The sequence below is a fragment of the Streptomyces sp. NBC_00038 genome (assembly GCF_026343635.1).
Classification (GTDB): Bacteria; Actinomycetota; Actinomycetes; order Streptomycetales; family Streptomycetaceae; genus Streptomyces.
This window is the reverse complement of sequence record NZ_JAPELQ010000001.1, coordinates 9,221,537-9,245,869: the sequence shown is the minus strand read 5'-3', so window position 1 is coordinate 9,245,869 and position 24,333 is coordinate 9,221,537. Positions and strand designations below refer to the sequence as shown.

At 70.6% G+C, this 24,333-nt stretch carries 22 protein-coding genes; 9 read left to right on the top strand and 13 right to left on the bottom strand.

Going from position 1 to position 24,333, the window contains the following annotated elements; translation table 11 throughout:
* Positions 1–25 precede the first annotated feature (25 nt).
* Genes OG219_RS41425 through OG219_RS41415 form a run of 3 tightly spaced genes read left to right on the top strand, consistent with a single transcriptional unit; the run spans position 26 to position 2,670 of the window.
* Entirely contained in the window at positions 26–769 is a 744-nt protein-coding gene (locus OG219_RS41425; RefSeq protein ID WP_266835623.1) for an SDR family oxidoreductase, read from the top strand.
* On the top strand, positions 769–1,968 hold the full coding sequence (locus tag OG219_RS41420; protein WP_266835621.1) for an aspartate transaminase: 1,200 nt from the start codon (positions 769–771) through the stop codon (positions 1,966–1,968). The genes OG219_RS41425 and OG219_RS41420 overlap by 1 nt, the downstream gene beginning before the upstream one ends.
* Positions 1,969–1,995: 27 nt before the next feature.
* Positions 1,996–2,670, top strand: a complete 675-nt coding sequence (locus OG219_RS41415; RefSeq protein ID WP_266835619.1) for a 4-carboxy-4-hydroxy-2-oxoadipate aldolase/oxaloacetate decarboxylase — start codon at positions 1,996–1,998, stop codon at positions 2,668–2,670.
* A 45-nt stretch (positions 2,671–2,715) separates the two neighbouring features.
* Here the strand turns inward: OG219_RS41415 and OG219_RS41410 are convergent, their stop codons facing one another.
* The 9 genes from OG219_RS41410 to OG219_RS41370 all read right to left on the bottom strand — a co-directional run bounded on the left by OG219_RS41410 (position 2,716) and on the right by OG219_RS41370 (position 13,411).
* The gene (locus OG219_RS41410; RefSeq protein ID WP_266835617.1) at positions 2,716–4,530 is read right to left on the bottom strand and encodes an ABC transporter ATP-binding protein; all 1,815 of its coding nucleotides are present in this window, start codon (positions 4,528–4,530) and stop codon (positions 2,716–2,718) included.
* Positions 4,531–4,773: 243 nt separating this feature from the next.
* Complete coding sequence (locus OG219_RS41405; protein WP_266835615.1) at positions 4,774–5,565, bottom strand: polysaccharide lyase family 7 protein; 792 nt, start codon at positions 5,563–5,565, stop codon at positions 4,774–4,776.
* 72 nt (positions 5,566–5,637) lie between these two features.
* Complete coding sequence (locus tag OG219_RS41400) at positions 5,638–6,807, bottom strand: mandelate racemase/muconate lactonizing enzyme family protein (RefSeq protein ID WP_266835613.1); 1,170 nt, start codon at positions 6,805–6,807, stop codon at positions 5,638–5,640.
* Positions 6,798–7,775, bottom strand: coding sequence for a D-2-hydroxyacid dehydrogenase (locus tag OG219_RS41395; protein ID WP_266835611.1), 978 nt, complete (start codon positions 7,773–7,775; stop codon positions 6,798–6,800). Before OG219_RS41395 ends, OG219_RS41400 begins: the two co-directional genes overlap by 10 nt.
* A complete protein-coding gene (locus OG219_RS41390) occupies positions 7,772–8,770 on the bottom strand; it encodes a hydroxyacid dehydrogenase (protein ID WP_266835609.1) in 999 nt (332 codons plus the stop codon). The genes OG219_RS41395 and OG219_RS41390 overlap by 4 nt, the downstream gene beginning before the upstream one ends.
* A complete protein-coding gene (locus tag OG219_RS41385; protein ID WP_266835607.1) occupies positions 8,767–9,999 on the bottom strand; it encodes a hypothetical protein in 1,233 nt (410 codons plus the stop codon). The genes OG219_RS41390 and OG219_RS41385 overlap by 4 nt, the downstream gene beginning before the upstream one ends.
* 5 nt (positions 10,000–10,004) lie before the next feature.
* Positions 10,005–10,880 carry a carbohydrate ABC transporter permease gene (locus tag OG219_RS41380; protein WP_266835605.1) on the bottom strand — a complete coding sequence of 292 codons (876 nt, stop codon included), beginning with the start codon at positions 10,878–10,880 and terminating at the stop codon, positions 10,005–10,007.
* Positions 10,880–11,902 carry a carbohydrate ABC transporter permease gene (locus OG219_RS41375; RefSeq protein ID WP_266835603.1) on the bottom strand — a complete coding sequence of 341 codons (1,023 nt, stop codon included), beginning with the start codon at positions 11,900–11,902 and terminating at the stop codon, positions 10,880–10,882. Before OG219_RS41375 ends, OG219_RS41380 begins: the two co-directional genes overlap by 1 nt.
* A 45-nt stretch (positions 11,903–11,947) precedes the next feature.
* Positions 11,948–13,411 (bottom strand): ABC transporter substrate-binding protein, encoded by a 1,464-nt coding sequence (locus OG219_RS41370; protein WP_266835601.1) that lies wholly within the window; start codon positions 13,409–13,411, stop codon positions 11,948–11,950.
* A gap of 281 nt (positions 13,412–13,692) precedes the next feature.
* On the opposite strand from OG219_RS41370, the gene OG219_RS41365 reads away from it, so the two are divergent.
* The 3 genes from OG219_RS41365 (at position 13,693) to OG219_RS41355 (ending at position 16,772) form a co-directional block, all read left to right on the top strand.
* Positions 13,693–14,523 (top strand): sugar phosphate isomerase/epimerase, encoded by an 831-nt coding sequence (locus OG219_RS41365; RefSeq protein WP_266835599.1) that lies wholly within the window; start codon positions 13,693–13,695, stop codon positions 14,521–14,523.
* A 47-nt stretch (positions 14,524–14,570) separates the two neighbouring features.
* Positions 14,571–15,707 carry a LacI family DNA-binding transcriptional regulator gene (locus tag OG219_RS41360; protein WP_266835597.1) on the top strand — a complete coding sequence of 379 codons (1,137 nt, stop codon included), beginning with the start codon at positions 14,571–14,573 and terminating at the stop codon, positions 15,705–15,707.
* Between the two features lie 249 nt (positions 15,708–15,956).
* The gene (locus OG219_RS41355) at positions 15,957–16,772 is read left to right on the top strand and encodes an alpha/beta fold hydrolase (protein ID WP_266835595.1); all 816 of its coding nucleotides are present in this window, start codon (positions 15,957–15,959) and stop codon (positions 16,770–16,772) included.
* Positions 16,773–16,792: 20 nt separating this feature from the next.
* Here the strand turns inward: OG219_RS41355 and OG219_RS41350 are convergent, their stop codons facing one another.
* On the bottom strand, positions 16,793–18,130 hold the full coding sequence (locus OG219_RS41350; protein WP_266835593.1) for a hypothetical protein: 1,338 nt from the start codon (positions 18,128–18,130) through the stop codon (positions 16,793–16,795).
* 113 nt (positions 18,131–18,243) lie between these two features.
* Between OG219_RS41350 and OG219_RS41345 the strand changes: the two genes are divergently transcribed.
* The gene (locus OG219_RS41345) at positions 18,244–19,482 is read left to right on the top strand and encodes a molybdopterin-dependent oxidoreductase (protein WP_266835591.1); all 1,239 of its coding nucleotides are present in this window, start codon (positions 18,244–18,246) and stop codon (positions 19,480–19,482) included.
* 331 nt (positions 19,483–19,813) lie between these two features.
* Here OG219_RS41345 and OG219_RS48205 read toward each other — a convergent pair whose 3' ends face one another.
* The 3 genes from OG219_RS48205 to OG219_RS41325 form a co-directional block, all read right to left on the bottom strand.
* Entirely contained in the window at positions 19,814–20,632 is an 819-nt protein-coding gene (locus OG219_RS48205; protein WP_323183330.1) for a class I SAM-dependent methyltransferase, read from the bottom strand.
* A 224-nt stretch (positions 20,633–20,856) separates the two neighbouring features.
* A complete protein-coding gene (locus OG219_RS41330; protein ID WP_266835587.1) occupies positions 20,857–21,471 on the bottom strand; it encodes a DUF2064 domain-containing protein in 615 nt (204 codons plus the stop codon).
* Positions 21,468–22,202: a glycosyltransferase family 2 protein gene (locus OG219_RS41325; protein ID WP_266835585.1), complete on the bottom strand. Its 735-nt coding sequence runs from the start codon at positions 22,200–22,202 to the stop codon at positions 21,468–21,470. Before OG219_RS41325 ends, OG219_RS41330 begins: the two co-directional genes overlap by 4 nt.
* 112 nt (positions 22,203–22,314) lie before the next feature.
* On the opposite strand from OG219_RS41325, the gene OG219_RS41320 reads away from it, so the two are divergent.
* Positions 22,315–23,088 carry a response regulator transcription factor gene (locus tag OG219_RS41320; RefSeq protein WP_266835583.1) on the top strand — a complete coding sequence of 258 codons (774 nt, stop codon included), beginning with the start codon at positions 22,315–22,317 and terminating at the stop codon, positions 23,086–23,088.
* A 117-nt stretch (positions 23,089–23,205) separates the two neighbouring features.
* Positions 23,206–24,318 (top strand): sensor histidine kinase KdpD, encoded by a 1,113-nt coding sequence (locus tag OG219_RS41315; protein ID WP_266835582.1) that lies wholly within the window; start codon positions 23,206–23,208, stop codon positions 24,316–24,318.
* Positions 24,319–24,333: the final 15 nt, after the last annotated feature.

Below are 24,333 nucleotides of genomic sequence, written 5' to 3'. Positions count from 1 at the left end.
ACCTCTCCCCCAGGAGCACTCCACCATGCCTTTCTCCGACTACAGGACCGCGCTGGTGACCGGCGCCTCGACCGGCATCGGAGCGACCGTCGTCGAGCGCCTGGCCAAGCAGGGCCTGGAAGTTCACGCCGTCGCACGCAACGCGGACCGGCTCGACGACCTGGCCCGGCGCACCGGATGCACCCCGCACGCCGTCGACATCACCGACACCGCCGCGCTCACGGAACTCCTGCGCGGCATCGAGGTGGACGTCCTCGTCAACAACGCCGGCGTCTCACGCTCCGGGAACATCCTCACCGCCGACGAGTTCGCCATCGACGAGCAGGTCGCGGTCAACATCCAGGCCGTGCTGCACCTCGTACGCCTGGTCATGCCGGGGATGGTCGAACGCGACCTCGGGCACATCGTCAACATCAGCTCGATCGCCGCGGTCTACAACTTCGGCGGCAACACGATCTACCACGCCACCAAGTCGGCCGTGCACACGCTCTCCCGCCAGCTCCGCGTCGACGGCTACGGCCGCCGTATCCGGGTCACCGAGATCTGCCCCGGCCGGGTGGAGACGGAGATCTTCGGCCGGCTCCTCGGCGACATGGAGGAGGCGCAGCGTACGTACTACGACGGGTACGAGTCGCTGAAGCCGGAGGACATCGCCGATGCCATCGAGTACGCGGTCGGCTCACCGCGCCATGTGAACATCGGCCATCTGGAGATCATGCCGACCTTCCAGGTGCCCGGCGGCCTCAACTTCGAGCGGAGGACCGGCTGATGGGCCTCGCCGAGCGGGTCGACCGCATCAAGCCATCCCCCAGCACCGCCGCCGCGCAACGGGTCCGTGAGCTCAAGGCGCAGGGCCACGAGATCCTCGATCTCACCGTCGGCGAGCCCGACTTCGACACCCCCGACCATGTGAAGGCCGCCGCCGTCGCGGCGATAGCACGGGGCGAGACCAAGTACACGCCCGTCAACGGCACTTCGGAGTTGCGCGCCGCCATCGCCGAGAAGCTGCACGAGCGCCACGGGCTGCGCTATCCGGTGGATCGGATCACTGTGGGCGGCGGTGCGAAGCAGGTCATCTTCCTGGCCCTGATGGCGACGCTCGACACCGGCGACGAGGTCATCATCCCCGCGCCGTACTGGGTGTCGTACCCCGACATGGTCCTCGCCAACGACGGCACACCGGTGGTCGTCGAGTGTCCGGAGGCGGACGGGTTCAAGCTGACGCCGGACCGGCTGGCGGCGGCGATCACCGACGCCACGCGCTGGGTCGTCCTGAACGCCCCGAGCAATCCGACGGGTGCGGCATACACGGCGGACGAACTCCGGTCCCTGGCCGACGTGTTGCTGGACCGCCCGCACGTCCTGGTCCTGACCGACGAGATCTACGACGAGATCTGGTACGAGCCGGGCCACGTCCCCACGCTCCTCGGAGTGGAGCCGCGCCTCGCCGACCGGGTGTTCGTCACCAACGGCGTCTCCAAGACGTACGCCATGACGGGCTGGCGCCTCGGTTACGGCGCGGGACCGGCCGAACTCGTGGGCGCCGTCAACAAGTTGCAGTCGCAGATCTCGTCCTGCCCCTCGTCCATCAGCCAGGCGGCCGCCACCGCCGCGCTCACCGGCGACCAGAGCTTCGTCCGCGAGTGCGTCGCCGTGTACCAGGCCCGGCGCGACAGGACCGTGAAGATGCTGGCCGACGTCCCGGAGCTCTCCTGCTCCACACCGAGCGGCGGCTTCTACGCGTTCGTCGGGTGCGCCGGGGCGCTCGGCAGGCGGACTCCCGCTGGTGAAGTGCTGCGCACCGACGAGGACTTCGCCCGCTACCTCCTGGAGTCCGGGCAGGTGGCCGTGATCCACGGTGCGGCCTACGGCTCCCCGGGCTACTTCCGCGTGTCGTTCGCGACGTCGAGCGCCGTGCTGACCGAGGCGTGCGAGCGCATCGCCCGCGCCTGCGCCGACCTGTCCTGAATCCTTGACCGTCTTCGAGAGGGAACCATGCCGCACGTCACCACGAAGTTCGACCGCCCCGATCCCGCGCTGGTCGAGCAGCTGAGCAAGTACTCCTCCGCGACCATCCACGAAGCACAGGGCCGGCTCGGAGCCCTCGGCTCCTCGATCAAGCCGGTCGACCACACCATGTCCCTGTGCGGCCCCGCGTTCACCGTGCGCTGCGCCCCGCGCGACAACATCATGCTCCAGGTCGCCATCGCCCACGCCCGGCCCGGCGACGTCATCGTGGTCTCCGCCGGCGAGTACGCCGAGGCCGGCTCCTTCGGCGACGTACTGGCCAACGCCTGTGTGACCAAGGGGATCGGCGGTCTCGTCACGGACACCGGTGTCCGTGACACCCTCGAACTGCGCGAGCTGGGCTTCCCGGTGTTCTCGCACAGCGTCTCCATCAAGGGCACCGTCAAGGAGACCGTCGGCCCGATGGCCCAACCGGTGCTGATCGGCGGCGAGTTGGTCCGCCCCGGCGACGTGGTGCGGGGCGACGCGGACGGCGTCGTGGTCGTACGCCGTGAGGACGCGGCCGACGTCGTGGGCAAGTCCCAGGACCGCGTCGACGCCGAGGCCGCCTACATCGCCGCCTACCGCTCCGGGAAGAGCGTCATCGAGGTCAGCAACCTCGCCGACGTGCTCGCGGCCAAGGGACTCGTCATCGACGGGTAGGCGCGGCCCGCGTTCAGGTACGGGCCGCGCCCACCGGGCTCGCGTTCAGTGCAGGTCCACCCGCGCGGGGCTGTCGTCGAGGAAACCGCCCGACTGGTGTTGCCACAGCTTCGCGTAAGCGCCTTCCGACGCGAGCAGTTCCTGGTGCGTGCCCTGCTCGACGATCCGTCCGCGGTCCAGGACGACGAGCCGGTCCATGGTGGCGACGGTGCTCAGCCGGTGCGCCACCACGAGCGCCGTCCGCCCCTCCATGAGCCGCCACAGCGCCTCCTGGACGAGGACCTCGCTCTCCGAGTCCAGGGCGCTGGTCGCCTCGTCGAGCAGCAGGACGGGAGCGTCACGCAGGATCGCCCTGGCGAGGGCGACCCGCTGGCGCTGTCCGCCGGACAGCTTGACGCCGCGCTCGCCCACCATGGTGTCGAAGCCGTCCGGCAGCGCGTCGGCGAACTCCGTGACGTGTGCAGCCTCCGCGGCGCGGCGGATCTCGGCGTCGGTGGCGTCCGGCCGGGCGAAGACGATGTTGTCCCGCAGCGAGCGGTGGAACATCGCCGGGTCCTGCGGCACGTAGGCGGTCAGGCTGCGCAGGTCGGCCTGGCGCATCCTGCTGATGTCCTGACCCCCGATCAGGATCCGGCCGTTGTCGATGTCCGTCATCCGCAGCAGCAGCCGGGTGAGCGTGGTCTTGCCCCCGCCGGAACGGCCGACGAGACCGATCTTCGCTCCGCTGGGCACAGCCAGGTCGAGCCCCTCGAAGAGCGGCGCCGCGCCCGCGTGGGCGAAGGTCACCTGCTCGAAGCGGACGTCGGCGGCCTTGGACAGCAAGGGCTCCGGCGTTGCCGGGTCGAGCACGGTCGGCGGAATCAGCAGCAGTTCGGTGAACTGCGCGGCCTCCGTCATCGAGCTCTCCAGGCGGCGGTAGATCTGGTTGAACTCGAACATGATCCGCGTCGCGTTGGTGTAGTACATGAAGGCGACCACGACCGACTCGACGCCGTTGCTGCCCCCGCCGAGCGCGACCGCGAGCAGCAGGCCCAGCGCGTTGGTCAGCACGGACATCGGCGCGACCAGCGTGTCGATGCGCAGATTGCCGTAGTCCCACGACCGGAGCGTGAGCCGGCGCGACACCGCGACGCGGGACCGGTGCTCGGCGGCCTCGCGCTCCTCGGCGGCGAACGCCCGGACCGTGTCCATGTTCATCAGGCTGTCGGCGACATGCCCCGACACCCGGGCGATCGCCTCCTCGCGCTCGTCGACGAGCGCCTGCCGGCGCCGGATGAGGGGCACCACGCACACCGCCGTCAGCGCGATCATCGCCAACAGCCCGACAACGAGCAGCGGTTCGTAGAGCCACAGCACCACCGACCCGAACGCCAGCGGCACGAAGCTGCCGGCGACCTGGAAGGTCATGGTGTCGACGAACTCCTCGAAGCGGGAGGCGAAGCTCAGCACCCGCTTGGTCAGCGATCCGGCGAAGTTGTCGTGGAAGAACGCGGCGTCCTTGGCGAACAGTTCGTCCATGCCGATCACGTACAGGTGCTCGATGCCGAGCGCGTCGAGACGGTTCAGGCAGTGCAGGCCGATGCGCCACAGCGTCTCGGCGAACAGCAGGACGCCGGCGAAGCCGAGGACGTAGGGAAGCGTCGAGCCGATGCTGAGGTCGGCGTCGCCCGCGATGGCTCCGACGAGCTTGGCGACGATCAGCGGCGCGATGTAGTTGAGGCCGATGTTGCCCAGCGCCGGCAGCAGCATGGCGGGTGCGGTCAGCCGTCGGAGCCGGGCCATCTCCCGGCCGTAATAGCGAAGCGCGAGGAGCACCGAGCCCTTGCCCGGCGAAGCCTCACGCGATTCAGGCGAACCCATCTCCCCCACCCCGTCGTTCCGTCGTACGGCATCCCCCGGATGCGCGCGGCGGCGCCAAGGTGCGAGTACGGGGAGGCCGGAAGACGCAGTGTCCCGCGACGCCGTGTGCGCGGTCCAAGCGTTTTTCTCAGCCATCGGCACGCCGGAAACAGAGGTGGCCGGGGCCACCCGCTCCCGGTGCGATCAGCGAGCCACGGCGAGCGGACTCGGAACTGAAACACCGGGAGGAGCGACCCCTTCAGCTCAGCTGTGCGTCACGGTGACCTTGTACAGAGCGACCTCGCCGTAGTTCGAGTTGTCGCAGGGCGAGGAGTTGGTGCAGTTCGCCTGGGTGTAGTCGCCCGCCTTGAAGTAGCCGCTGGCGAACGCGGCGGCGACGGTCGCCTTGAGGGCGCCGTTGTAGTAGACGTCGACCTTCCCGTCGTGGGCCACGAACTTCCCCTGGAAGCGGGTGCCGAGCTGGTAGTTGGACGTCACCAGCTTGTAGTGCGTGGTGTTGAACGAGGTGATGTACAGCGAGGTCCCTTCGAGACGGAACGAGGTGACGTCGCTGTCGGAGTCATGTATCTGACCCGCCATCACATGCGGTTTGGTCTTGGGGAGATGAGTGATGGCCTGGTCGACGACCATGGTGTGGGTGCCCGACGTGGACGGCCAGCTCTTCGTCGCCGACCCGTCCGCGGTCATCTCACGCAGTTCCGACCGCGGGTATCCGGTGTTGCTGGTGGTGGCGCCGTTGACCGCGGCCCGCAGCAGGATCGCCTTGCAGTCCGAAGTGGTCGTGAACCAGGGCGCGTTGTTGTAGGTCTTCAGCGCGGGCTGCTTGATCTCCACGGGAGAACCCGAGCTGGTCGGGGTGGGCAGCTGAAGCTTCCAGGCGGTGCTCAGGCCGATGGCCGCGGCCGGCGCGGGGCAGGCGGCGGCCTTCGCCGACGCACTCTCCGCCGAGGCCAGGAGGCCGACGGTGAGTGCGGGTGCCGCGAGCAGACACAGGGTGCGGCGGCGAGACCTGCGTGAGGAGATGGGAGATTTCATGAGCGGCTCCTTCAGTGTCAGGGCCATGACAGACCCGTCGGGGTTTTGAACAGGCGGACACACCCGCGCGGTTCAGCGGGCGAGTTCTCGTACGATCCCTTCGTCGATGCCGATACCGAGGCCGGGGCCCGAAGGCACCTCGGCCACCCCTGCGCGCACCTCGATGACGGAACCGGTGGCGTAGGGAGACTGCAGGAACTGCCGGCCGTTGAGGTCGGCGGGGGCGGTGAGGTCGTGGGCCGCGAACAGGTGCAGGGACGCGGCGAGGCCGATGTCGGACTCGGTCAGGCCCGAACCCATCAGCGCCACACCGCAGTCCTCCGCCAGCTGGCACTGGCGCAGCGCCAGGGTGAGTCCGGCGCAGCGCTGCACCTTCGCCACGGCGATGCCGATGGCGCCCCTGCGGACGAACGAGGCCAGGTCGGTGGGGTGCCGCAGGCTCTCGTCCACGGCGATCGGCACCGGGCTGAGGTCGCGCAGCCAGCGGAGTCCTTCGATGTCGTTGGCGGGCAGCGGCTGCTCAAGTGCCGCGATGTCGAGCGGTGCGAGCCGGCGGGCGAGGCGGAGCGCGGAGTCCTGGGTGCCCGCCTGGTTGGCGTCGACGATGAGCCGGGCGTCGGGGGCCGCCGCGCGTACGGCCGCTACGCGGGCGACCTCCTCGGCCTCGTCCTGTCCCGGCACGAGCCCCGTCTTGATCTTGAAGTGGCGGTACCCGTGGGCCTGCCCCTCGGCGACCGATTCGGCGAGGGCACCGGCCTCGGCTCCGGTGGCGATCCAGCAGAGTTCGACGGTGTCGTGGCGGCGCCTGCCCCACAGTTCGCCCAGGCTCACGCCGCGGGAGCGCGCGAGTGCGTCGTGCCAGGCGACGTCCAGGGCGGCACGGGCCAGCGGCATCCCGGTGGACCAGCCGCGCCGGATGACGCGGTCGCAGGCCCGCACCAGGCCGTCGAGATCCCACAGCGGGAGGCCGGTCGCGGCCGGCGCCAGGTAGTGCGTCAGGGTCGAGACGATGGACTCGGTGGTCTCGTACGTCCATGACGGGATCGGTGTCGCCTCGCCCCAGCCCGTGCTTCCGTCCGAGGCCGTGACCTTGACGAGCACGCGGGTCGCGGGCCGGCCCCGGGCGGTCACGCCGCCGCCCGCGACCGCGAAGTCCCGCAGCGTCGGCAGGGCGACCGTGAACGTCTCCACGCGCTCTACGGTCACCGCGGGCCGGGTGTCGGGGGATGCGGTCAGAACCATAGCGACTTGTCCACTACGTTGATCAACGGCCGCCCGTCGGCGAACCGCCGCGCGTTCTCCGCGAGCACGTCGAACCGCCGCTCCGAGGCGTGCGGTCCGGCCCCGCCCACGTGCGGGGTGATAAGCGCCCGGGGGTGGCGCCAGAGCGGATGGTCCGGCGGCAGCGGCTCCAGTTCCATGACGTCGAGGGCGACGCCTCGCAGTCGCCCCGTGTCCAGGGCCGCCACGAGGTCGTCGAGGCGGACGGTGGGGCCGCGGCCCACGTTGACGAGGCAGGCTCCGTCCTTCATCGCCGCCAGACGGCCGGCGTCCATCAGCCCTTCCGTCTGAGGGGTGTGGGGCACGGTCAGGATCACGATGTCCGCCTGGGGAAGCGCGCGATCGAGCTGTCCGGGTGGAAGGACCCGGAGGAAGCCGGGCGGTGCCGTGGTGACACGGGGATCGATGCCTTCCACACGGGTGCCGAACTCGGCGAGCAGTCGTCCGGTCTCGGCGCCGATCGCACCCGTTCCGACGATGAGCGCGCGCGCCTCGCCGAGTGGCACGACCGCACCGTCCGACCAGTCCGGCGCCCAGTTCGCGGCCGCCTGTTCGCGCACATAGCGGGGCAGCTGCCTGGCGAGGGCCAGGACCAACGCCATCGTGTGGGCGGCGACATGGTCGGTGTAGGTGTCCCGCATGTTCGTCACCTCGACCGGATGACGTACGAGCGCGGGATGGTAGAAACCGGGAGGAGGGCCGGCCTGGGGAGCCTGCAGCCAGCGCAACCGGTCCGCCGAGCCGAGGAGTTCGGGTGTGAGGGTGCCGTACGCGGCATCGGCGCGGACCAGCGCGGCGTCGACGTCCCGAGGGCCCTGGGGGCAGAGCACCTCGATCCCCGGTACGGCCTCGACGAGCCTGTCGGGCCAGGACCGGGCCTCCGCCGACAAGGGCGGCACCATGACCAGGGTGAAGGCGGCTGTGGTCATGCGGCATGCTCCATCGACGCGGCGTCCACCTCGTGACGCAGCGGGCTCCCGGAGACGTACCGGGCCAGTTCCTCGGCCATGGCCCGGCCCAGCAGGCGCCGTTCGGGGCCGAGGCTGCCCGCCAGATGCGGGGTGACCACCACGTTGTCCAGCTCGAACAGCGGGGAGCCGGGGGGCGGCGGCTCGGGGTCGGTGACGTCGAGTACGGCGAACAGGTCGGCGCGTTCTGCGAGCACGGTCACCAGCGCCGACTCGTCGACGAGGCCGCCGCGCGCGGTGTTGACCAGCGTGGCGTCGGGACGCATCGAGCGCAGCAGCCGTGCATCGACCATGGCGCGGGTCTCGTCGAGGAGCGGGGCGTGCAGGCTCACGACGTCGCTCTCGGCGAACACGCCCTCCAGCGTGGCCAGTTCGACACCGAGTGCATGGGCTTTGTCGACGGGTACATAGGGGTCGTGGGCCAGCACCCGCACGCCGTGCCTGTTCAGGAGCCGCGCGGTGGCCCGCCCGGTGGCGCCGAGGGAGACCAGGCCGACGGTGGCCCCCGCGGTGCCGAGTTCGCTTCGGCGCACGGCCGCCGTTCCGGTACGCCGTGCGGTGAGGACATAGCGCCAGCCGTGCTTGAGTGCGTACAGGATCTGCGCGAGTGCGAAGTCCGCCACCTTGTCCGCGATCACCGTGCCGGCGGAAGTGATCCGCACTCCGCGTGCCCAGGACTCCTCGGTCACCAGGGGGCGTACGGACCCTGCGGCATACAGGACGAGGGCGAGCCGCGGCGCGCTGTCCAGGAGCTCGGCGGTGAGCCGGGGCGCGCCCCAGCCGGTGACGAGCACGTCGACTCCCGCCAGCAGGTCCGGCGACAGGTCCGCCGCGGAGACCGGGGGCTCCTTGATGGTCAAGTGGCGTTCGAGGGCGGTGCGTTCGGCCGGCCCGTAGACGTCGTCGAAGCGCTCCGGATCCATCACGTACAGTCCGGTGAACGGCTCGTTCGTCATGCTGCTCCCTCCGTGGTCCGCGTACCTGCTCCCGCGATGGCTCGCACCGCTTCCTGGGCGTTGGCCATGCGCAGCGCCCGTAGTCGCGCGGGTGAGGACAGGCCCGCGTGGTAGTAGCGGATCTGCTGCGCTCCGGCGGCCAGCAGCCGCGCGACCCGCCTGGTGAGATCGGCGGGGTGCTCGTCAAGCACCGACACATTGGCGATGACCGGCCGTGAGCTGTCGCGCACCGCTTCCTCGACGCGGGCCACCGCCCGGTTCTCCTCGTCCCAGCACTTGAGGACGAGGGCCGTCGCCCGGCCGCCGAAACGGCCCAGGTCGAGTCCGCTGTCGGGGCCGGTGGCCTGCGGGTCGCCGTCCGCCATCAGGAGCAGCTCCCGGCCGGGGGCCACCGCCGCGACCTGCCGTGTCAGGTCCTCGATCACCGACTGGCGGTGGCGCAGTAGTGCTTGCGCCGCGCGTTCACCGAGCGATTCGGCGAGCGTGGCGGGTGCGCGTACGCCGTCGCGCATCTCGGCGTCGACCGTGCGGCGGACCGTCTGTGCGAGACCGGCGGGGTCTCCCCCGCAGGCCTCGATCCCCTCGCGGCACGCGGCGCACAGGCAGATCGACAGCAGATCGCGGCAGCCTCCGCTGAGGTCGGCGCCCGCCGTCTTCTCATGGTGGCTGCCGTGTTCGAAGCCCAGCCAGCCGCAGGCCTCCAGCATCAGGGCCGGTACCTCGGTGGCGTCGTAGCGTTCGCAGAAGGAGCGGACCAACTGCGCCGCGTACGCGGCCACTTCGGGCTGTGCCGGGCACAGGGCGTACCCGTATCGCTCGTCGAAGGCGTTGCGGACCGTGAGGTCGGGTGCGCGCTCTCCCGCCGCGGTGCTGTGCGTGAGTACCAGCCAGGCTTCGACCCGCAGCCCTTGCCTCCGCAGCTCTGAGGTCGCCGTGCCGAACCGGTCGGGAGCGTCGACTCCCCAGTCCGGCGCGGCGGGTCTCAGGCGCTTGCCGCGCCACTGGTGCGGGTCGAGCGGGAAGTACGCGGCCGCATGTGTGGCGTGCACCGTGCGGTGGACGGGGTGGTACGGCGTCATGGCGCGCACCGAGTGGTAGGCGGCCTGGAGGACCACCGCGCCCACGCCGAGTGAGGCTATTCGTTCGGCCGCGGCGGGGTCGCCCACCAGGTCCCAGGTATAGGCGAAGACGCCGCTGAGGTCGGCGGAGCCGGGCGGCTCGGTTGTCACGTGGTTCACTCCTTGGTGGCGCCGGCCAGGCCGCGCACGAAGTAACTCTGGAAGAAGACGAAGACGATCAGCATGGGAATGACGGAGAGCGTCATTCCGGCGGCGAATCCGGTCCAGTCCACGGAGTGCTCTCCCTTGAACGACAGCATTCCGACCGCGAGGTTCTGCAGATCCGGCTGGCCGAGTGTGAACACCAAGGGGATGTTGAACTCGTTCCAGTTGGTGATGAACTGGAAGATGACGACCACCGCGATGACGGGCTTCGCCAGCGGGAGGACCAGCCGGAACGTACGGAGGAAGCCGGCGCCGTCGAGCTTTGCCGCGTCGAACAGATCCTTCGGTACGCCCGAGAAGAATCCGATGAAGAGCAGCACGTAGAGGGCGCCCGCCGCGCCGGACATGGCCAGGATGACGCCGGCCTGGGTGTTCAGCAGGCCGAGCCGTTCCACCAGTACGAACTGCGGAATGATGATGGAGGCCACCGGCACGAACAAGGTGGCGACGATCATGCGGTGCAGGAGCTTTCGCCCCGGGAATTCGTACCGGGCGAGAATGTATCCGCACAGCGCCGACTTGAACAGTTCGATGACGGTGGACACGACCGCGTACAGAATCGTGTTGAAGAAGTACCGGGAGAATCCCGCATCCACCCACGCCCGCTGGAAGTTGTCGAAATTCCATTGATCGGGCATGAGGCTGGCGCCACCGGTGAAGAGCCCTGTCTGTGTCTTGAACGCCCCGGCGACGATCCAGAGGAACGGATAGATCCAGACCAGACCCACCACGATCAGCAGGGGCAGCGCGATGAGGTTGGCCCGCGCGGGCCGTGACAGCCGCGAGGAACGTGGTGCTCGCGGGGTGCGGAGTTCGGGACGGGACATCAGACTCCGTACTCCTTCCGCATCTTCTGCGCCCTGCGCACGAAGAGGCCCTGACCGGTGACGAGGAAGAACGCCATGACGGAGAACAGCAGGGCGGCCGCCGACGCGTATCCGTACGCGAAGGGCATCGAGCCGAAAGCCTGCTTGTAGATGAAGTACGAGACCACGTAGGTGCTCGATCCCGGGCCGCCCCCGGTGAGCGTGACGACGAGCCCGAACACGTGCATCGCGTTGACAAGCGCGAGCATCACGATGACCACGGCCACCGGACGGATCAGCGGCAGGGTGATCCGCGTGAGTTTCTGCCATTCGGTGGCGCCGTCGAGCTCCGCGGCCTCGTAGAGCTCGTCGGGGACGTTCTGCAGCGCGGCCATCCAATAGATCATGTACTGGCCGAAAACCTGCCAGACGGAGATGAGGACCAGGGTCAGCATCGCGGTCCAGCGGTTGGCGAAGACATCGGTCGTGCCGTCGGTCAGGCCCAGACCGTGCAGCGCGGAGTTGAGCGCGCCGTTGGACGGGTTGAGCAGGTAGGTGAAGACCAGGCCCGCCATCGCCACGGGGATGATCAGCGGTGCGAAGAAGACGGTGCGCAGCGCCCTCTTCGCCCGCAGCCACTTCCTGGTCATCACCAGTGCGGCGAGGAGGGACAGCGGCAGCTTGATCAGGGTCGTACCGACGGCGAACAACAGGGTGTTGACGACCGCCTGCCAGAAGAGCGGATCGCCGAGGATACGGCTGTAGTTGCCGCCGCCGACGAACTGGTCGAGCGGTCCGGTGCCGGACCAGTCGAAGAACGAGTAGTAGACCGTCACGACCAGCGGCCAGAGAGTGAAGCCCAGATAGAGAAGGAGGAACGGCACGAGGAAGGCCGCCACCCACAGCCGGTCGCGCCCTTTGGCGCGCTCGCGGTCCCCCTCCGGTGGCTTCGAGGGCCGGGTCGGGCGCATCGCCCTACTGGGCCGGGTTGCGGTGCTGGACGCCGTGTCGGGTGGACGCGGGTCGGTGGAGGCGAGAGCCATGTGAGGTCCTTTGCGGCTGACTTCCGGCTTCCGGGGCGTGAGCGGCTACTCGGCCGGCCGGTAGTCGGAGGTGTACGACCAGTCGGGGAACGTGAAGCAGTCGAGGGAGACCTTCAGCCCCTGGGCCGCTTCCTTCTTGAGCTCGGCCGTGAGGGTCTTCTGGCGTTGCGCGACGATCCGCTCGGCCTCGGGCTTCAGTGACTTGTCGCCGCTCAGGGCGCCGGACATCGCCTCGTACTCCCAGGTGGGACGTTCACCGATGGCCTTGACGTAGGCCTTGGACTTCACGAGGTCCGGGCACTTGGTGACCGGGAGCGGCAGATCGACCCGGTAACCCGGCTTGTCGGCTATGCCCATGATCTGTCGCATCGCGGGGTCTTTGATGTAGCGGGCGTTGTCCGCGAACGCCAGCGTCCCGAAGCCGCCTTCGAGGTACTGCTTGGCGAAGTAACCATCGGGCTGGGTCAGCCAGTTCAGGAAGGTCCACGCGGCCTTCGACTGCTTCGTATCCGCGCTCACCCAGTACTTGTTGCCGTCGGGCTGGCTCCACAGGGCGCCCTTGGCACCCGAGTCGGGCACGGGATGCGCGGCGACCTCGTACTGCGAGGAGTCCAGGCCGAGGGACTTGAACACCGAGGGAGTCCAGGTGCCGTCCATCATGATGCCGGCCTGTCCGGTGGCGAACTGCTGACGGGAGAAGTTCTTGTCGTTGGAGCCGGGTGCCAAGTAGCCCTCGTCCTTGAGTTCCTGGATGAACGCGAACACCTTCTGCGCCTGTGGTTCGGCCAGCGAGAACGTGCCCTTCTTGTAGTCGAAGAACCAGTCGTTGACGGTGTATTCGCCGGCGGCGAGTGCGTAGAAGATGCGCTGGAAGTCGACGTCCTTGCTGGGCGAGGCGATGCAGTACGCCTTCGTCTTCGCCTTGATCCGCGCGCAGGTGCTCTTCAGCTCGGACCAGGTCTTCGGCGGCTTCGCGGTGTCGAGTCCGGCGTCACCGAAGACCTTCTTGTTGAGGAACATGTATCCGGGGCCCCAGTAGGTGCTCTCGGACAGGGGGAAGCTGTACGTCTTGCCGTCGAGCTGGTTGACGCCGTTGATGAACGAACCCTCGGGCCACCGTTCGGTGAAGCTCGCGGGCAGCTTCGCTCCCCCGTTGAGCGGCTGGATCCACTTCTGCTCAAGGAGCTGCGACATCGCCAGCGGACCGTTGTCGCTCCAGTAGAAGACGTCCGGGCCCTGCTTGCTCTGGAAGGCCAGCGGGAGGGTCCGCTTGTACTCGTCCTGAGCGATCGACTGCCACTGCACGGTGATGTCCGGGTACTGCCGGTGGAACTCCTCGGCGGCCTTCTTGTGGAAGTCCGACTGCTCCGCCGAGTAGTCCCAGACCTTGAGCGTGGTGCCCGAGGCACCGGAGCTTCCACCGCATGCGGCGAGCAGTGGTGCCAGCAGCAGGGGCGCGAGTGCCAGCCTGCCGATCCGGGATGACCCAACTCTGTGTCCTGTGCCCATGGTTCGTCTCCTGCTCCGTCGAGATGGCGACCCGAGCGGCTCTCGGGACTGAGACGCGGACGACGTTAGGGCGCAGCCCCTGGCCTAGCAAGCGTTTTCACAGGAATCACTTGGCGAGCTCTCGGGCGAGCATCGCCAACAAGCCATCTCACCTGGGACGTTGCATGCTCTCTCGATCTTCAGCCGGAGTAGCGGTTAAGCTGAGGGAGCGCTTTCACAGATTTTCGCGGTGTCGGTCGGGGCCTCCACGGGGCTCGCGGGCGACCGGAAGGGAGTACGTCGTGCGCGTTCTCGTCCTCACGAAGCCGTTCGGCGCTCTGCCGCCCGGGGAACTCTCCGAGCAGCTGGCACAGGCCGGCGCGGACGGCGCCGACCTGCTGGTCAGGGACGGGCAGACCGTCACACCGGACACGTCGGGGCGGATCGCCGAGACGGCAAAGGCCTTGCGCGGCAACGGACTTGAGCTCGGTCAGGTCAGCACGGACCTGATCTCGGCGGACAGCGAGTCCGAGCGCGTCATCGCGCACTGTGCCGAGGCAGGCGTGTCCCTGATGCGCGTCGGGTTCTACCGTTACGACGCCGGACTCGGCTACGACGCCGGCCTGGACCGGGCCCGCCGCGGCCTCGCGAGTCTCGCCGAACTCGCCGCCAGCCACGGCGTCCGGCTCGTACTCGCTCTGCACCACGGCACCTTGCACCCGTCGGCCGCGCACGCGTCGCGGCTCCTGGACGGCCGAGAGGACGTCCTCTTCCACCCCGATCCGGGCAATCAGGCCAAGGAGGGCAGCGAGCACTGGCGTCTCACGCTCGATGTCCTCGGCGGCCCGGACCGGGTCGGCTGCGTGGGCGTGAAGAACGCGGTGTGGGAACCGGACGGTGCGCCCGGATCCTGGAACTGCCGGTGGCAGCCGCTCGCCGACGGCGGCGTCGTCCCCTGGGCCACGATCCTGCCCGGTCTCCAAGAGCTCGGCTACACCGGCCCGTTCTCCCTGCACGTCCACTACCCGGCCGACGACCCGCTCGCGGCGGTACGCCGGGACCTCGGGTACCTGCGCGGACTCCGGTCGGGGCCGTTCCGGTCCGAGCCGGGGATCGCACCGCCCGCACGCTGAACGACGAACTACGCTGACCACGGGACCGAGGGCACTGGGAGCAGGGCTTGGCAACTTCGAAAGCACCGGACACGACGGGAAATCCGGGAACGTCCGCGGAGCCGCAACTGCCGGGCGACGGCCCGCCCGAGAAGTCCCGGACGCCCGGGACGGCGAACGGGTCCGCCGCGAAGAAGGCCCCGCGTCAGCGGCGGGTCACGATCACCGATGTCGGCACGGCCGCGGGAGTCTCCACCTCCACCGTCTCCCGGGTGCTCAACGGCACGGCCCGGGTCGACCCCGAGCTGGTACGCCGGGTGGAGAGCGCCGTCGCCGAACTGGGCTACCGCCCCAACGCCGCCGCCCAGGGCCTGGCCCGCGGCGAGGCCGGCGCCATCGGCGTCCTCGTGCCCGACCTGGCCAACCCGTACTTCCCCGATGTCCTCAAATCCGTCTCCGCCGTAGCCCGCTCCAACGGACGCCGGGTGATGGTGATGGAGTCGGACGAGGACGCGACCAGTGAGCACGAGCTCGCCGAGGACCTCATGCGCTGTTGCGACGGTGTACTGCTGTGCTCCCCACGCATGGACCGCACGGCGCTCATCGACCTGTCCTTGCGCGGCCACCCTGTCGTGCTGGTCAACCGGATCGTCCCCGGCCTCGGTGTCCCCTCGGTCTCCGTCGACTTCTACGGAGGCATGACCCTGGTCTGCGGTCACCTGACCCAGCTCGGGCACCGCCGGGTGGCGTACCTGAGCGGCCCCGAAGCGTCCTGGGCCAATGCCGAGCGCATCCGGGCCTTCGACGCCGCGGCGGCTTTCGGCGTCGACGTCACTGTGATCCCCTGCGGCCACACCGCACGGCACGGCTACGCCGCGGCAGGCGCCGTACGGGACTCCGGTGTCACCGCCGTCGTCGCGTACAACGACCTCGTGGCGCTCGGCGCGGTGACCGCGCTGGAGGAGTCGGGCCTGCGGATCCCCGAGGACATGTCGGTCATCGGCTGCGACGACATCTCCCTCGACGACCTGCCCAGTTCACGCAGACTCACCACGGCCTCGCTGGCCCGGCACGAGCTGGGCAGGCAGGCCGCCCAGACACTGGAAGCGCTGATGACCGCCAACGGCGACACCGAGCCCAGGGTCATTCCGATGGAACTGCGCGTACGCCACACGAGCGCTCCACCGGCCGTGCCCGCGCGCTGAGGGCGGATTTCCCGCAGCTTCACCAAGGCACCGGAAAGAAAATCTTACGAACCCGTGAAAAGCCCCGCGAACCAGCGCGGATCGACGGGGACTGAAGAGTGCACGGGACATAGTGGCGGAGATGCGACGGTCGGCTCTGCCGGCCTCGCGGACTTCGTCCCGCCACCGGTTCAGGAAACCCCACGAGCGCCGGCAGACGCTCGTGGGCATCGGCCCTCACGGGCCGCGAACGAGTGAGGAAAACAGTCCTTGATCAGTCGACGAACATTTTCTGGTGCGCTCACCGCGGGAGCCGCGGCGGCGGTGTCCGGTGTGCCGTCCACCGGGGCCGCGGCCCAGGAACGGCCCGCTCCCTCCGTCAGCCCCGACCCGGGCGACGCGCCGGTGCGCAATGTGGTGCTCGTCCACGGCGCTTACGCGGACGGTTCATCGTGGTCGGAGGTGATCGAGCGCCTCCAGTCGGCCGGCATGAACGTGACCTCCGTACAGAATCCGCTCACGTCCCTCGCCGAAGACGTCGCCGCGACGGAACGTGCCCTCGCCCTGCAGGACGGGCCGACGATCCTGGCCGCACACTCCTGGGGCGGCACGGTCATCTCGCAGGCGGGCCTCGCCGCGAACGTCACCGGCCTTGTCTACGTCGCCGCCCGTGCGCCCGACGCCGGAGAGGACTACACGGCGCTCGCCGCGAAGTTCCCCACACCGCCTGCCAACGCCCAGCTCGTCGAGTCCGGCGGATTCAAGCAGCTGAGCAAGGAAGGGTTCCTCCGGGATTTCGCGGGCGGAGTCCCCAGGCGCCGGGCGCTCGCGCTCTACGCCGCGCAGGGCCGTATCGCGTCCTCGCTGTTCCCGACCTCGACGACCACGGTGGCCGCGTGGCGGCACAAACCCACCTGGTACGCGGTGTCGAAGAACGACCGGACCACGTCACCCGAACTCGAACGGTTCCTCGCCGCACGCATGCGCGCCAAGACCATCGAACTCGACTCCAGCCACCTGTCGATCGTCACCCACCCCGACGCGATCGCACAGCTGATCCTCGACGCCGCCGCCCACAAGTCCTAAGGTTCGCACCCCGGCCGCTCTCACCAGCCGGTCAGCAGCAGGTGGTTGAGGAGCAGGGCGAGAGCGGCCTGTGCGGCGAGCCAGGCGCGGGGACGGGTGAGGAACGCGCAGGCCGGGAGCAGCCACATCACGAACGGCAGCCAGATGCGTTCCGTCTCCGCCTTGCTCATGCCCGAGAGGTCGGCGATGAGGAGGGCGAGCAGCGCCGCGAGTACGAGCAGGGCGAGGCGGAGTTCGGGAGTGGTCGTGCGGACGCGGGCGCGTAGGTCCTTGTGCAGGGAAGCCGCGCCGGCCCGCCTCAGGCCCGCCACCGTCGCCGGGCCCGCGATCAGTACCGTGCAGGCGAGGTTCGCCCACACCCAGTAGCCGTACGGCCTGACGCGGGCGGCCCCTTGGTAGTAGCGGGTCACCAGCAGGCGGTACGCCTCCCACCAGTCGAAACCGGCGAGGGTGAACGCGAGCGGGACGACGAGGGCACCGGCGACCAGGTAGGGCAGCGGGCGCAGTCGCCGCGTACCGAGCAGCAGGACGGCGGCCGCGATCACCGCGAACAGCGTCAGCCCGTACGACAGATACATGGTGAGACCGAGGAGGAGCCCGGCGGCGAGGCCGGTCGCCCGCGGCCGGTGTCCCGTGACCGCGAGCGCGAGGAACGCCACGGCCCACGCGGCGACCGCGGCGAAGTACCCGTCCGCCGAGGCCCCCATCCAGACCGCGGCCGGGGCCAGGACGAGGAAGGGCGCGGCTCGGCGGGCGAGAGCCTCCCCGGACAGCGCTCGTACGGTGACGAGCACCGCGACCGCCGCCGTCGCCCCGACGGTGATGCACCAGACGCCCGCCCAGGCCCCGCCACCGAGCCCGATCCGGTCGAGCAGGACGAAGGTGAGGGTGGCGGCCGGGGGATGTCCGGCGACGTGCGCGGGCCAGTGGTCGGGGGATCCGATCAGGATGTGGTGCGTGAAATCCCGCAGGGTGTGGGGGATGTCATGGAAGCGGTCGATGACCTGGAGGTACTCGTACCTGGTCGTGAGCCGCTGGGCGATCCCGCGGTGCCAGCCGTCGACGAGGGCCAGGGAGAACGTCCACGCCATGCCGGTGCCCCAGATGCTCAGCAGCAGCGCCCGCCAGGGCAGCCGGGCGGCGACGAGCGGACCGTAGGCGACGACCGCGACGGCCACCACGATCGCGGCCGGGGTGCCGGGGCCGACGTGCGGATCCCAACGGGCGTACAGCGGCGGCCAGCCGACGTGGAGCGTCCCGTCGCGGTGCTCGATGGCGGTGCCGACCAGCACGGCAACGAGCACGAGCAGCGCGGCGGCCAGGGCCGCGGACAGGTCTCGGAGAAGATCGCGGTTCACACCAGCACGTTAGGGCGGGATCGGGTCCCCAGGGCCGCCACCAGGGTGGACGTCAGAGTTTCGTCATGGTTCGCGGACCCATTCGTGGGCTGTCCCGCGCCTACGGTCGGAGCATGCCACGGTCCCCCTCCTCCCCCGCCTTCTGGCGCAGCCCGCTGCGCGGCCCCTGGTTCACCTCCGTGCTGGGCATCGTCCTGCTCGGCGGCATCACGGTGCTGTTCGTGACGGGTCTCCTGTCGTACGCCGCCTACAACCCGGGCCTGTCACGGGTGAACGACATGACCCCGGACAAGGGTCTGCTCGGCTTCTATCTCTTCTCGTGGCCCACCGACCCGCACTGGCTGTACCGGCTCACGCAGGGCGTCCACGTCACGCTCGGCATCACGCTGATCCCCGTGCTGCTGGCGAAACTCTGGTCGGTGGTGCCGAAGCTGTTCGCACTGCCGCCCGCACGGTCCCTCGCGCACGCGCTGGAGCGGATCTCGCTGCTTCTGCTGGTCGGCGGCGCCCTGTTCGAGTTCATCACGGGCGTGCTGAACGTCCAGCTCGACTACCTCTTCCCCGGCTCCTTCTATCCGCTGCACTTCTACGGGGCCTGGGTGTTCTTCGCGGCGTTCGTCACGCACGCGGTGCTGAAGACGCCGAAAGCCCTGCGCAATCTGCGCCACCTGCGTGAGGAACACTCCTCGGAGGACGAGGAGTTGGTGTCCCCGGATCCCGCCGAGCCCACCGTCTCGCGGCGCGGCGCCCTCGGCTTCGTCGGCGGCGGATCGCTGCTGCTGTTCGCCACGACGGCGGGCCAGAGCTTCGACGGGCCACTGCGGGAGACGGCCCTGCTGGCGCCGCACGGCGGCCCTGAACCGGGTTCCGGCCCCGGCGGGTTCCAGATCAACAAGACGGCGAAGTCGCGCGGGATCAGCGCGACGGAGACGAGCGAGGAGGCCTGGCGGCTGGTCGTCGAGGGACACGGGCGGACGGTCCGCCTGAGCCGGGACGAGCTCCTGCAACTCCCGCTGCACAGCGCCGCGTTGCCCATCGCCTGTGTGGAGGGCTGGTCGACCTCCGACCAGTGGTGGCGGGGCGTACGGCTGCGGGATCTGGCCGTGCTTGTCGGGTATGAGGAGGGCGCGGCGCCCGACGTGCTGGTGGAGTCCCTCCAGCGGCACGGGGCTTTCCGCCGGGCCGCGCTGCGCTACAACCAGGTGCGCGACGCGCGCTCTCTGCTCGCCCTGTACGTCAACGGCGAGCCGCTGACCCCCGACCACGGCTACCCGGCGCGGATCATCGTCCCGGCGGCGCCCGGGGTGCTCAACACGAAATGGGTGGCACGGATGACGTTCGGAGACCTGTGATGCGCCTGATGCGACGACCGTTCGGGAGGGCTGTCATCGGCAGTCCGCTGCAACTCCTGCTGCTCGCCTGCTCGTTCGCGCTCGCCGGTTACGCGGGGGTGCGGCTGCTCGCGGGCGACTGGTTCGGGGTGGCGCTGTGGTTCGTGGGCGCGGCGGTGCTGCACGACCTGGTACTGGTACCGCTGTACGCGGGGGCGGACCGCGCTCTCTCACGCACGCTGGGAGCGGTCGGCCGCCGGGAGTGGACGGTCTTCGTCCGGGTGCCGGCGGCGCTCTCCGGTCTCCTGCTACTGGTGTGGTTTCCGCTGATCAGCGGGCAGGTCGCGGACCACTACCGGTCCGCGACCGGCCTGTCCGGCGACAGGTTCCTGTCCCGCTGGCTGCTGATCACGGCCGCGCTGTTCGGGGGCTCCGCGGTGCTGCTGGTGCTGCGGTTGCGCAGGGCGACGAAGGACCGGCCGCCCGCCTCCCACTGAGCGTCCGGGCGCCAACCCGCGCGCGCCGCGTGCCTCAGCAGGGCCGGGGCGCCGAGGCGGGCCCACGGGAAGGCCGGGCCCGCGGCACCGTGGTCGTTGGCGACCCGAACGACATGGACGTGGACGCGTTCGTCCACGTCCATGTCCGGGACGGCCTCGACGATCAACAGGCCGCCGGGGGCCAGGAGTTGGGACATCCGTCGGAGCAGGGCGGCCGGGTCGCCGCCGATGCCGACGTTGCCGTCGACGAGGAGAGCGGTGTCCCAGCGGCCTTCGCCGGGGAGCGGCTCGAAGACCGACCGGTGCAACGCCTGCCCGCCGAGCCGCACGGTGTGGGCGACGGCGGCCTCGCTGACGTCGATGCCGAGCGCGGGCCTGCCCAGCGCCGCAAGCTCGGCGACGAGCCGCCCCGGCCCGCACCCCACATCGAGCACAGCGCCTTCGCAGCGCCGCAACGCCTCCAGATCGGCCGCGTCGGCCCGCGCGCACCACCGCTCGACGTCGAGGGGGAGCAACCAGCCGTCGGGGCGACGGAGGTAGAGGGGGCCTTGGCCGGTACGAAGCGCGTCGGAGTACGGGTCGGCCGACCAGGGGGTGGGGGGACTCGCCGACGTGTCGGGCGTTCGAGGCCGAGACCGTTCGGGCCGGGAGCGGAGCGCTCCGCGGACGGGCACGGACGCGGGCGCAGGCGCAGGCGACGGTGCCGGGGAGAGCCGCCCGGCAGACGCGGCGTGGGCACCCGGACCCGCGCTCATCGGCGGCTCACCGCCCGCACGCGGGCCAGCTCCACGGACCGGAACAGGCACGGGCGCGGGCGCGGGCTGGGGCACGGGCACGGGCGACGTTGCCGGGGTAAGCCTCCCGGCAGACGCGGCGTGCGCACCCGGACCCACGCTCATCAGCGGCTCACCGCCCGCACCCGGGCCAGCTCCGCGGCGAACCGGCCGCCGGGCGCCGCCGCCGCGACCGCCTCCGCGTCGGCGGCCGTGTCGACGTCCCGAAGAGCGGGCAGGTCGCGTACGCGCAGGCCCGCGGCCGTGAGGCGGTCCCGCTGCACGGCGCCCGTGGTCGGCGTCGACATCGGTACGCCGCGCAGCAGTTCGGGGTCGGGGGTGGCAAGTCCCAGTGCCCAAAAGCCGCCGTCCTCGGCCGGTCCGAAGTACGCGTCGCAGTCGGCGAAGTCCACGGTGAGAAGTTCGGGCGTCACCTGAGGGGTGTCCATGCCGATGAGAAGCGTGGGCCCTTCGCAGCCGGCGAAAGCGGCGGCGAGCCGCTCGTCCAGACCTCCCGCACACTGCGGTACGACGTCGAAGCCGGGCGGCAGCCAGCGGCCAGGCGTTCCGTCGAGCACCAGCACGTGGCGCGAGGCGGGCGTCGCCGCCACCGTACGCAGGGTGTCCACGAGGGCCGCCTCGGCGAGCAGTGCCGCTTCCCGGGGCGTGAACGGCGGTGTGAGCCGGGTCTTCACCCGCCCCGGCCGTGGTTCCTTGGCGATGACGAGCAGGGTGCTCACTGGGCGGTTCCTCCCTGGGAGGGGGCGGCCGCCATGATCGGCGCCGGTGGTTCGGCCAGGACGCGGCGCATGTCCCGTACCGCCTGCCAGGTGCCGCGCCAGGTGCCGGTGACCTTGGAGGCGCCGGTGCGGGGCAGGTACGGCACGTCGTGCTCGGCGACGCGCCAGCCCGCGTCGGCGGCCCGGACGACCATCTGGAGCGGGTAGCCGCTGCGGCGGTCCGTGAGGCCGAGGGCGAGCAGCGGTTCGCGGCGGGCCGCACGGAGCGGGCCGAGATCGTGCAGGCGCAGCCCTGTGCGGCGGCGCATCATCCGAGCGAGGGCGAGGTTTCCCGCCCTGGCGTGCACGGGCCAGGCGCTCCGGCTCTGCGGGCGGCGCCGGCCGAGCACGAGGTCCGCCTCCCCGTCCCGCACCTCGCGCACGAAGGGGACGAGCAGCGCCGGGTCGAGCGAGGCGTCGCAGTCGCAGAAGCACACGAAGTCCGCGGTGGCGGCCGTCAGCCCGGCGTGGCAGGCGGCGCCGAACCCGCGGCGCGCCTCGTGCACGACGGTCGCGCCGAGGCCGCGGGCCAGTTCCGCCGAGCCGTCCGTGGACCCGTTGTCCACGACCAGTGCGCGCCAGCCCGGGGGGATGCGGGCGAGTACCCAGGGCAGGGCCTCGGCCTCGTTCAGACAGGGGAGGACCACGTCGACCTGCGGGTCCGTTGCGGGAAAGGCGCGATTTGCAGTCACGGCTTTCACCTTACGAACGCGAAAGGGACATATCAGGCTTGGCCTCCTTACGAAACACGGACGTCGAGCCACGCCGACGGCACAAGGGCGAGGCCGGTGGGAGGCTGGAGGCATGCAGCAGCCGTACGAACCCCCAGGTGCCGGACGTGCTCCGAACGGCCATGGGGACACGACCCCGGGCGGGTCCGGGGACACGACGCGCGTTCTCGTCGTCGACGACGATCCGACGGTCGCCGAGGTCGTCTCCGGCTACCTCGACCGCGCGGGGTACGCCGTGGACCGCGCCGCGGACGGGCCCGCCGCACTCGCCCGGGCGGCAGCGCACTGGCCGGACATGGTGGTCCTCGACCTGATGCTGCCGGGGATGGACGGCCTCGAGGTGTGCCGGCGGTTGCGGGCGCGCGGTCCCGTGCCCGTCATCATGCTCACCGCCCGCGGTGACGAGGACGACCGGATCCTCGGCCTGGAGGTCGGCGCCGACGACTACGTCACGAAGCCGTTCAGCCCCCGGGAACTGGTGCTGCGGGTGGAGTCGGTCCTGCGCCGCGCACGGCCCGCCGCCGACGCCCGCCCCCTCCACGCGGCCGGTCTCACCGTCGACCCCGCCGCCCGCCGCGCCACCAAGAACGGTACGGAACTCGCCCTCACCATCCGTGAGTTCGACCTCCTCGCCTTCTTCCTCCGCCATCCCGGCCGCGCCTGCAGCCGCGAGGACCTGATGCGCGAGGTCTGGGGCTGGGACTTCGGGGACCTGTCGACGGTCACGGTCCATGTACGCCGGCTACGGGGGAAGGTCGAGGACGACCCGGCGCGACCGCGGCTGATCCAGACGGTGTGGGGCGTCGGCTACCGCTTCGACACCACGCCCCGCGAAGAGGCGGTCTGACCATGCTGAAACGCCACGCCTCCCGAGGGGGCGGTCCGACCATGCCCGACACGACACCCCACGACGAGACGGTCTGACCATGCCCGAGACGACACCCCACGACGAGACGGTCTGACCATGCGCGACATGCTGCTCATCGCCCTCTACGCCTTCCTCGGCGCCGCAGCGGCCGGGCTGCTCGGGGCGGGTGCGCTCTGGCTGATCCGGCGGCGGTCGCTGACCGCGTCCCTCGCCGTCGTCGCCGCCGTGGCCGTCACCGCGATGCTCGCCGGGACGCTGGCCGTGGCCTGGGCGATGTTCCTGTCCTCGCACGACCTCAGCGTCGTGACCACGGTCGTCGCGATGGCGGCCGTCGTGTCCCTGGCGACCGCCCTCGTCCTCGGCCGCTGGGTCGTCGCCCGCAGCCGGGCACTCACTCTCGCCGCCCGCTCCTTCGGCGACGACGGCGACTTCGCGGCCCCCGACGGCCCGGCCATCGCCGAACTCACCGCACTGAGCCGGGAGTTGGCGGCCACCAGCGCCAAACTCGCCGAGTCCCGCGACCGCGAACGCGCCCTGGAGACCTCGCGCCGCGAACTCGTCGCGTGGATCTCGCACGACCTGCGCACCCCGCTCGCCGGACTGCGCGCGATGTCGGAGGCCCTGGAGGACGGCGTCGCGGCCGACCCGGACCGCTACCTCCGCCAGATCCGCACCGAGGTCGAGCGCCTCAACGACATGGTCGGCGACCTGTTCGAGCTGTCCCGCATACACGCCGGGACGCTCGCCCTCTCCACCTCCCGGATCTCGCTGTACGACCTCGTCGGGGACGCCCTCGCGGGAGCTGACCCGCTCGCCCGCGAACACGGTGTACGGCTGGTCGGCGACCGGATCGAACCGGTGCCCGTCGAAGTCGACGGCAAGGAGATGAGCCGCGTCCTGGGCAATCTGCTGGTCAACGCGATCCGGCGGACACCGGCCGACGGCACGGTGGCGATCGCGGCGGAGCGGTCGGAGAGGGGTGTCGTGCTGTCCGTCACCGACGGCTGCGGGGGCATCCCCGAGGAGGACCTCCCGCGCGTCTTCGACACCGGCTGGCGGGGCACGCACGCGCGGACTCCTCCCGCGGGTGCGGGGCTCGGCCTCGCGATCGTCCGGGGCATCGTGGAGGCTCACCGGGGCCAGGCCGCCGTGCACAACGTGCCCGGCGGCTGCCGCTTCGAGGTCACGCTTCCCACGGCCGAGGCGTGAGCGGCGGCACCGTAC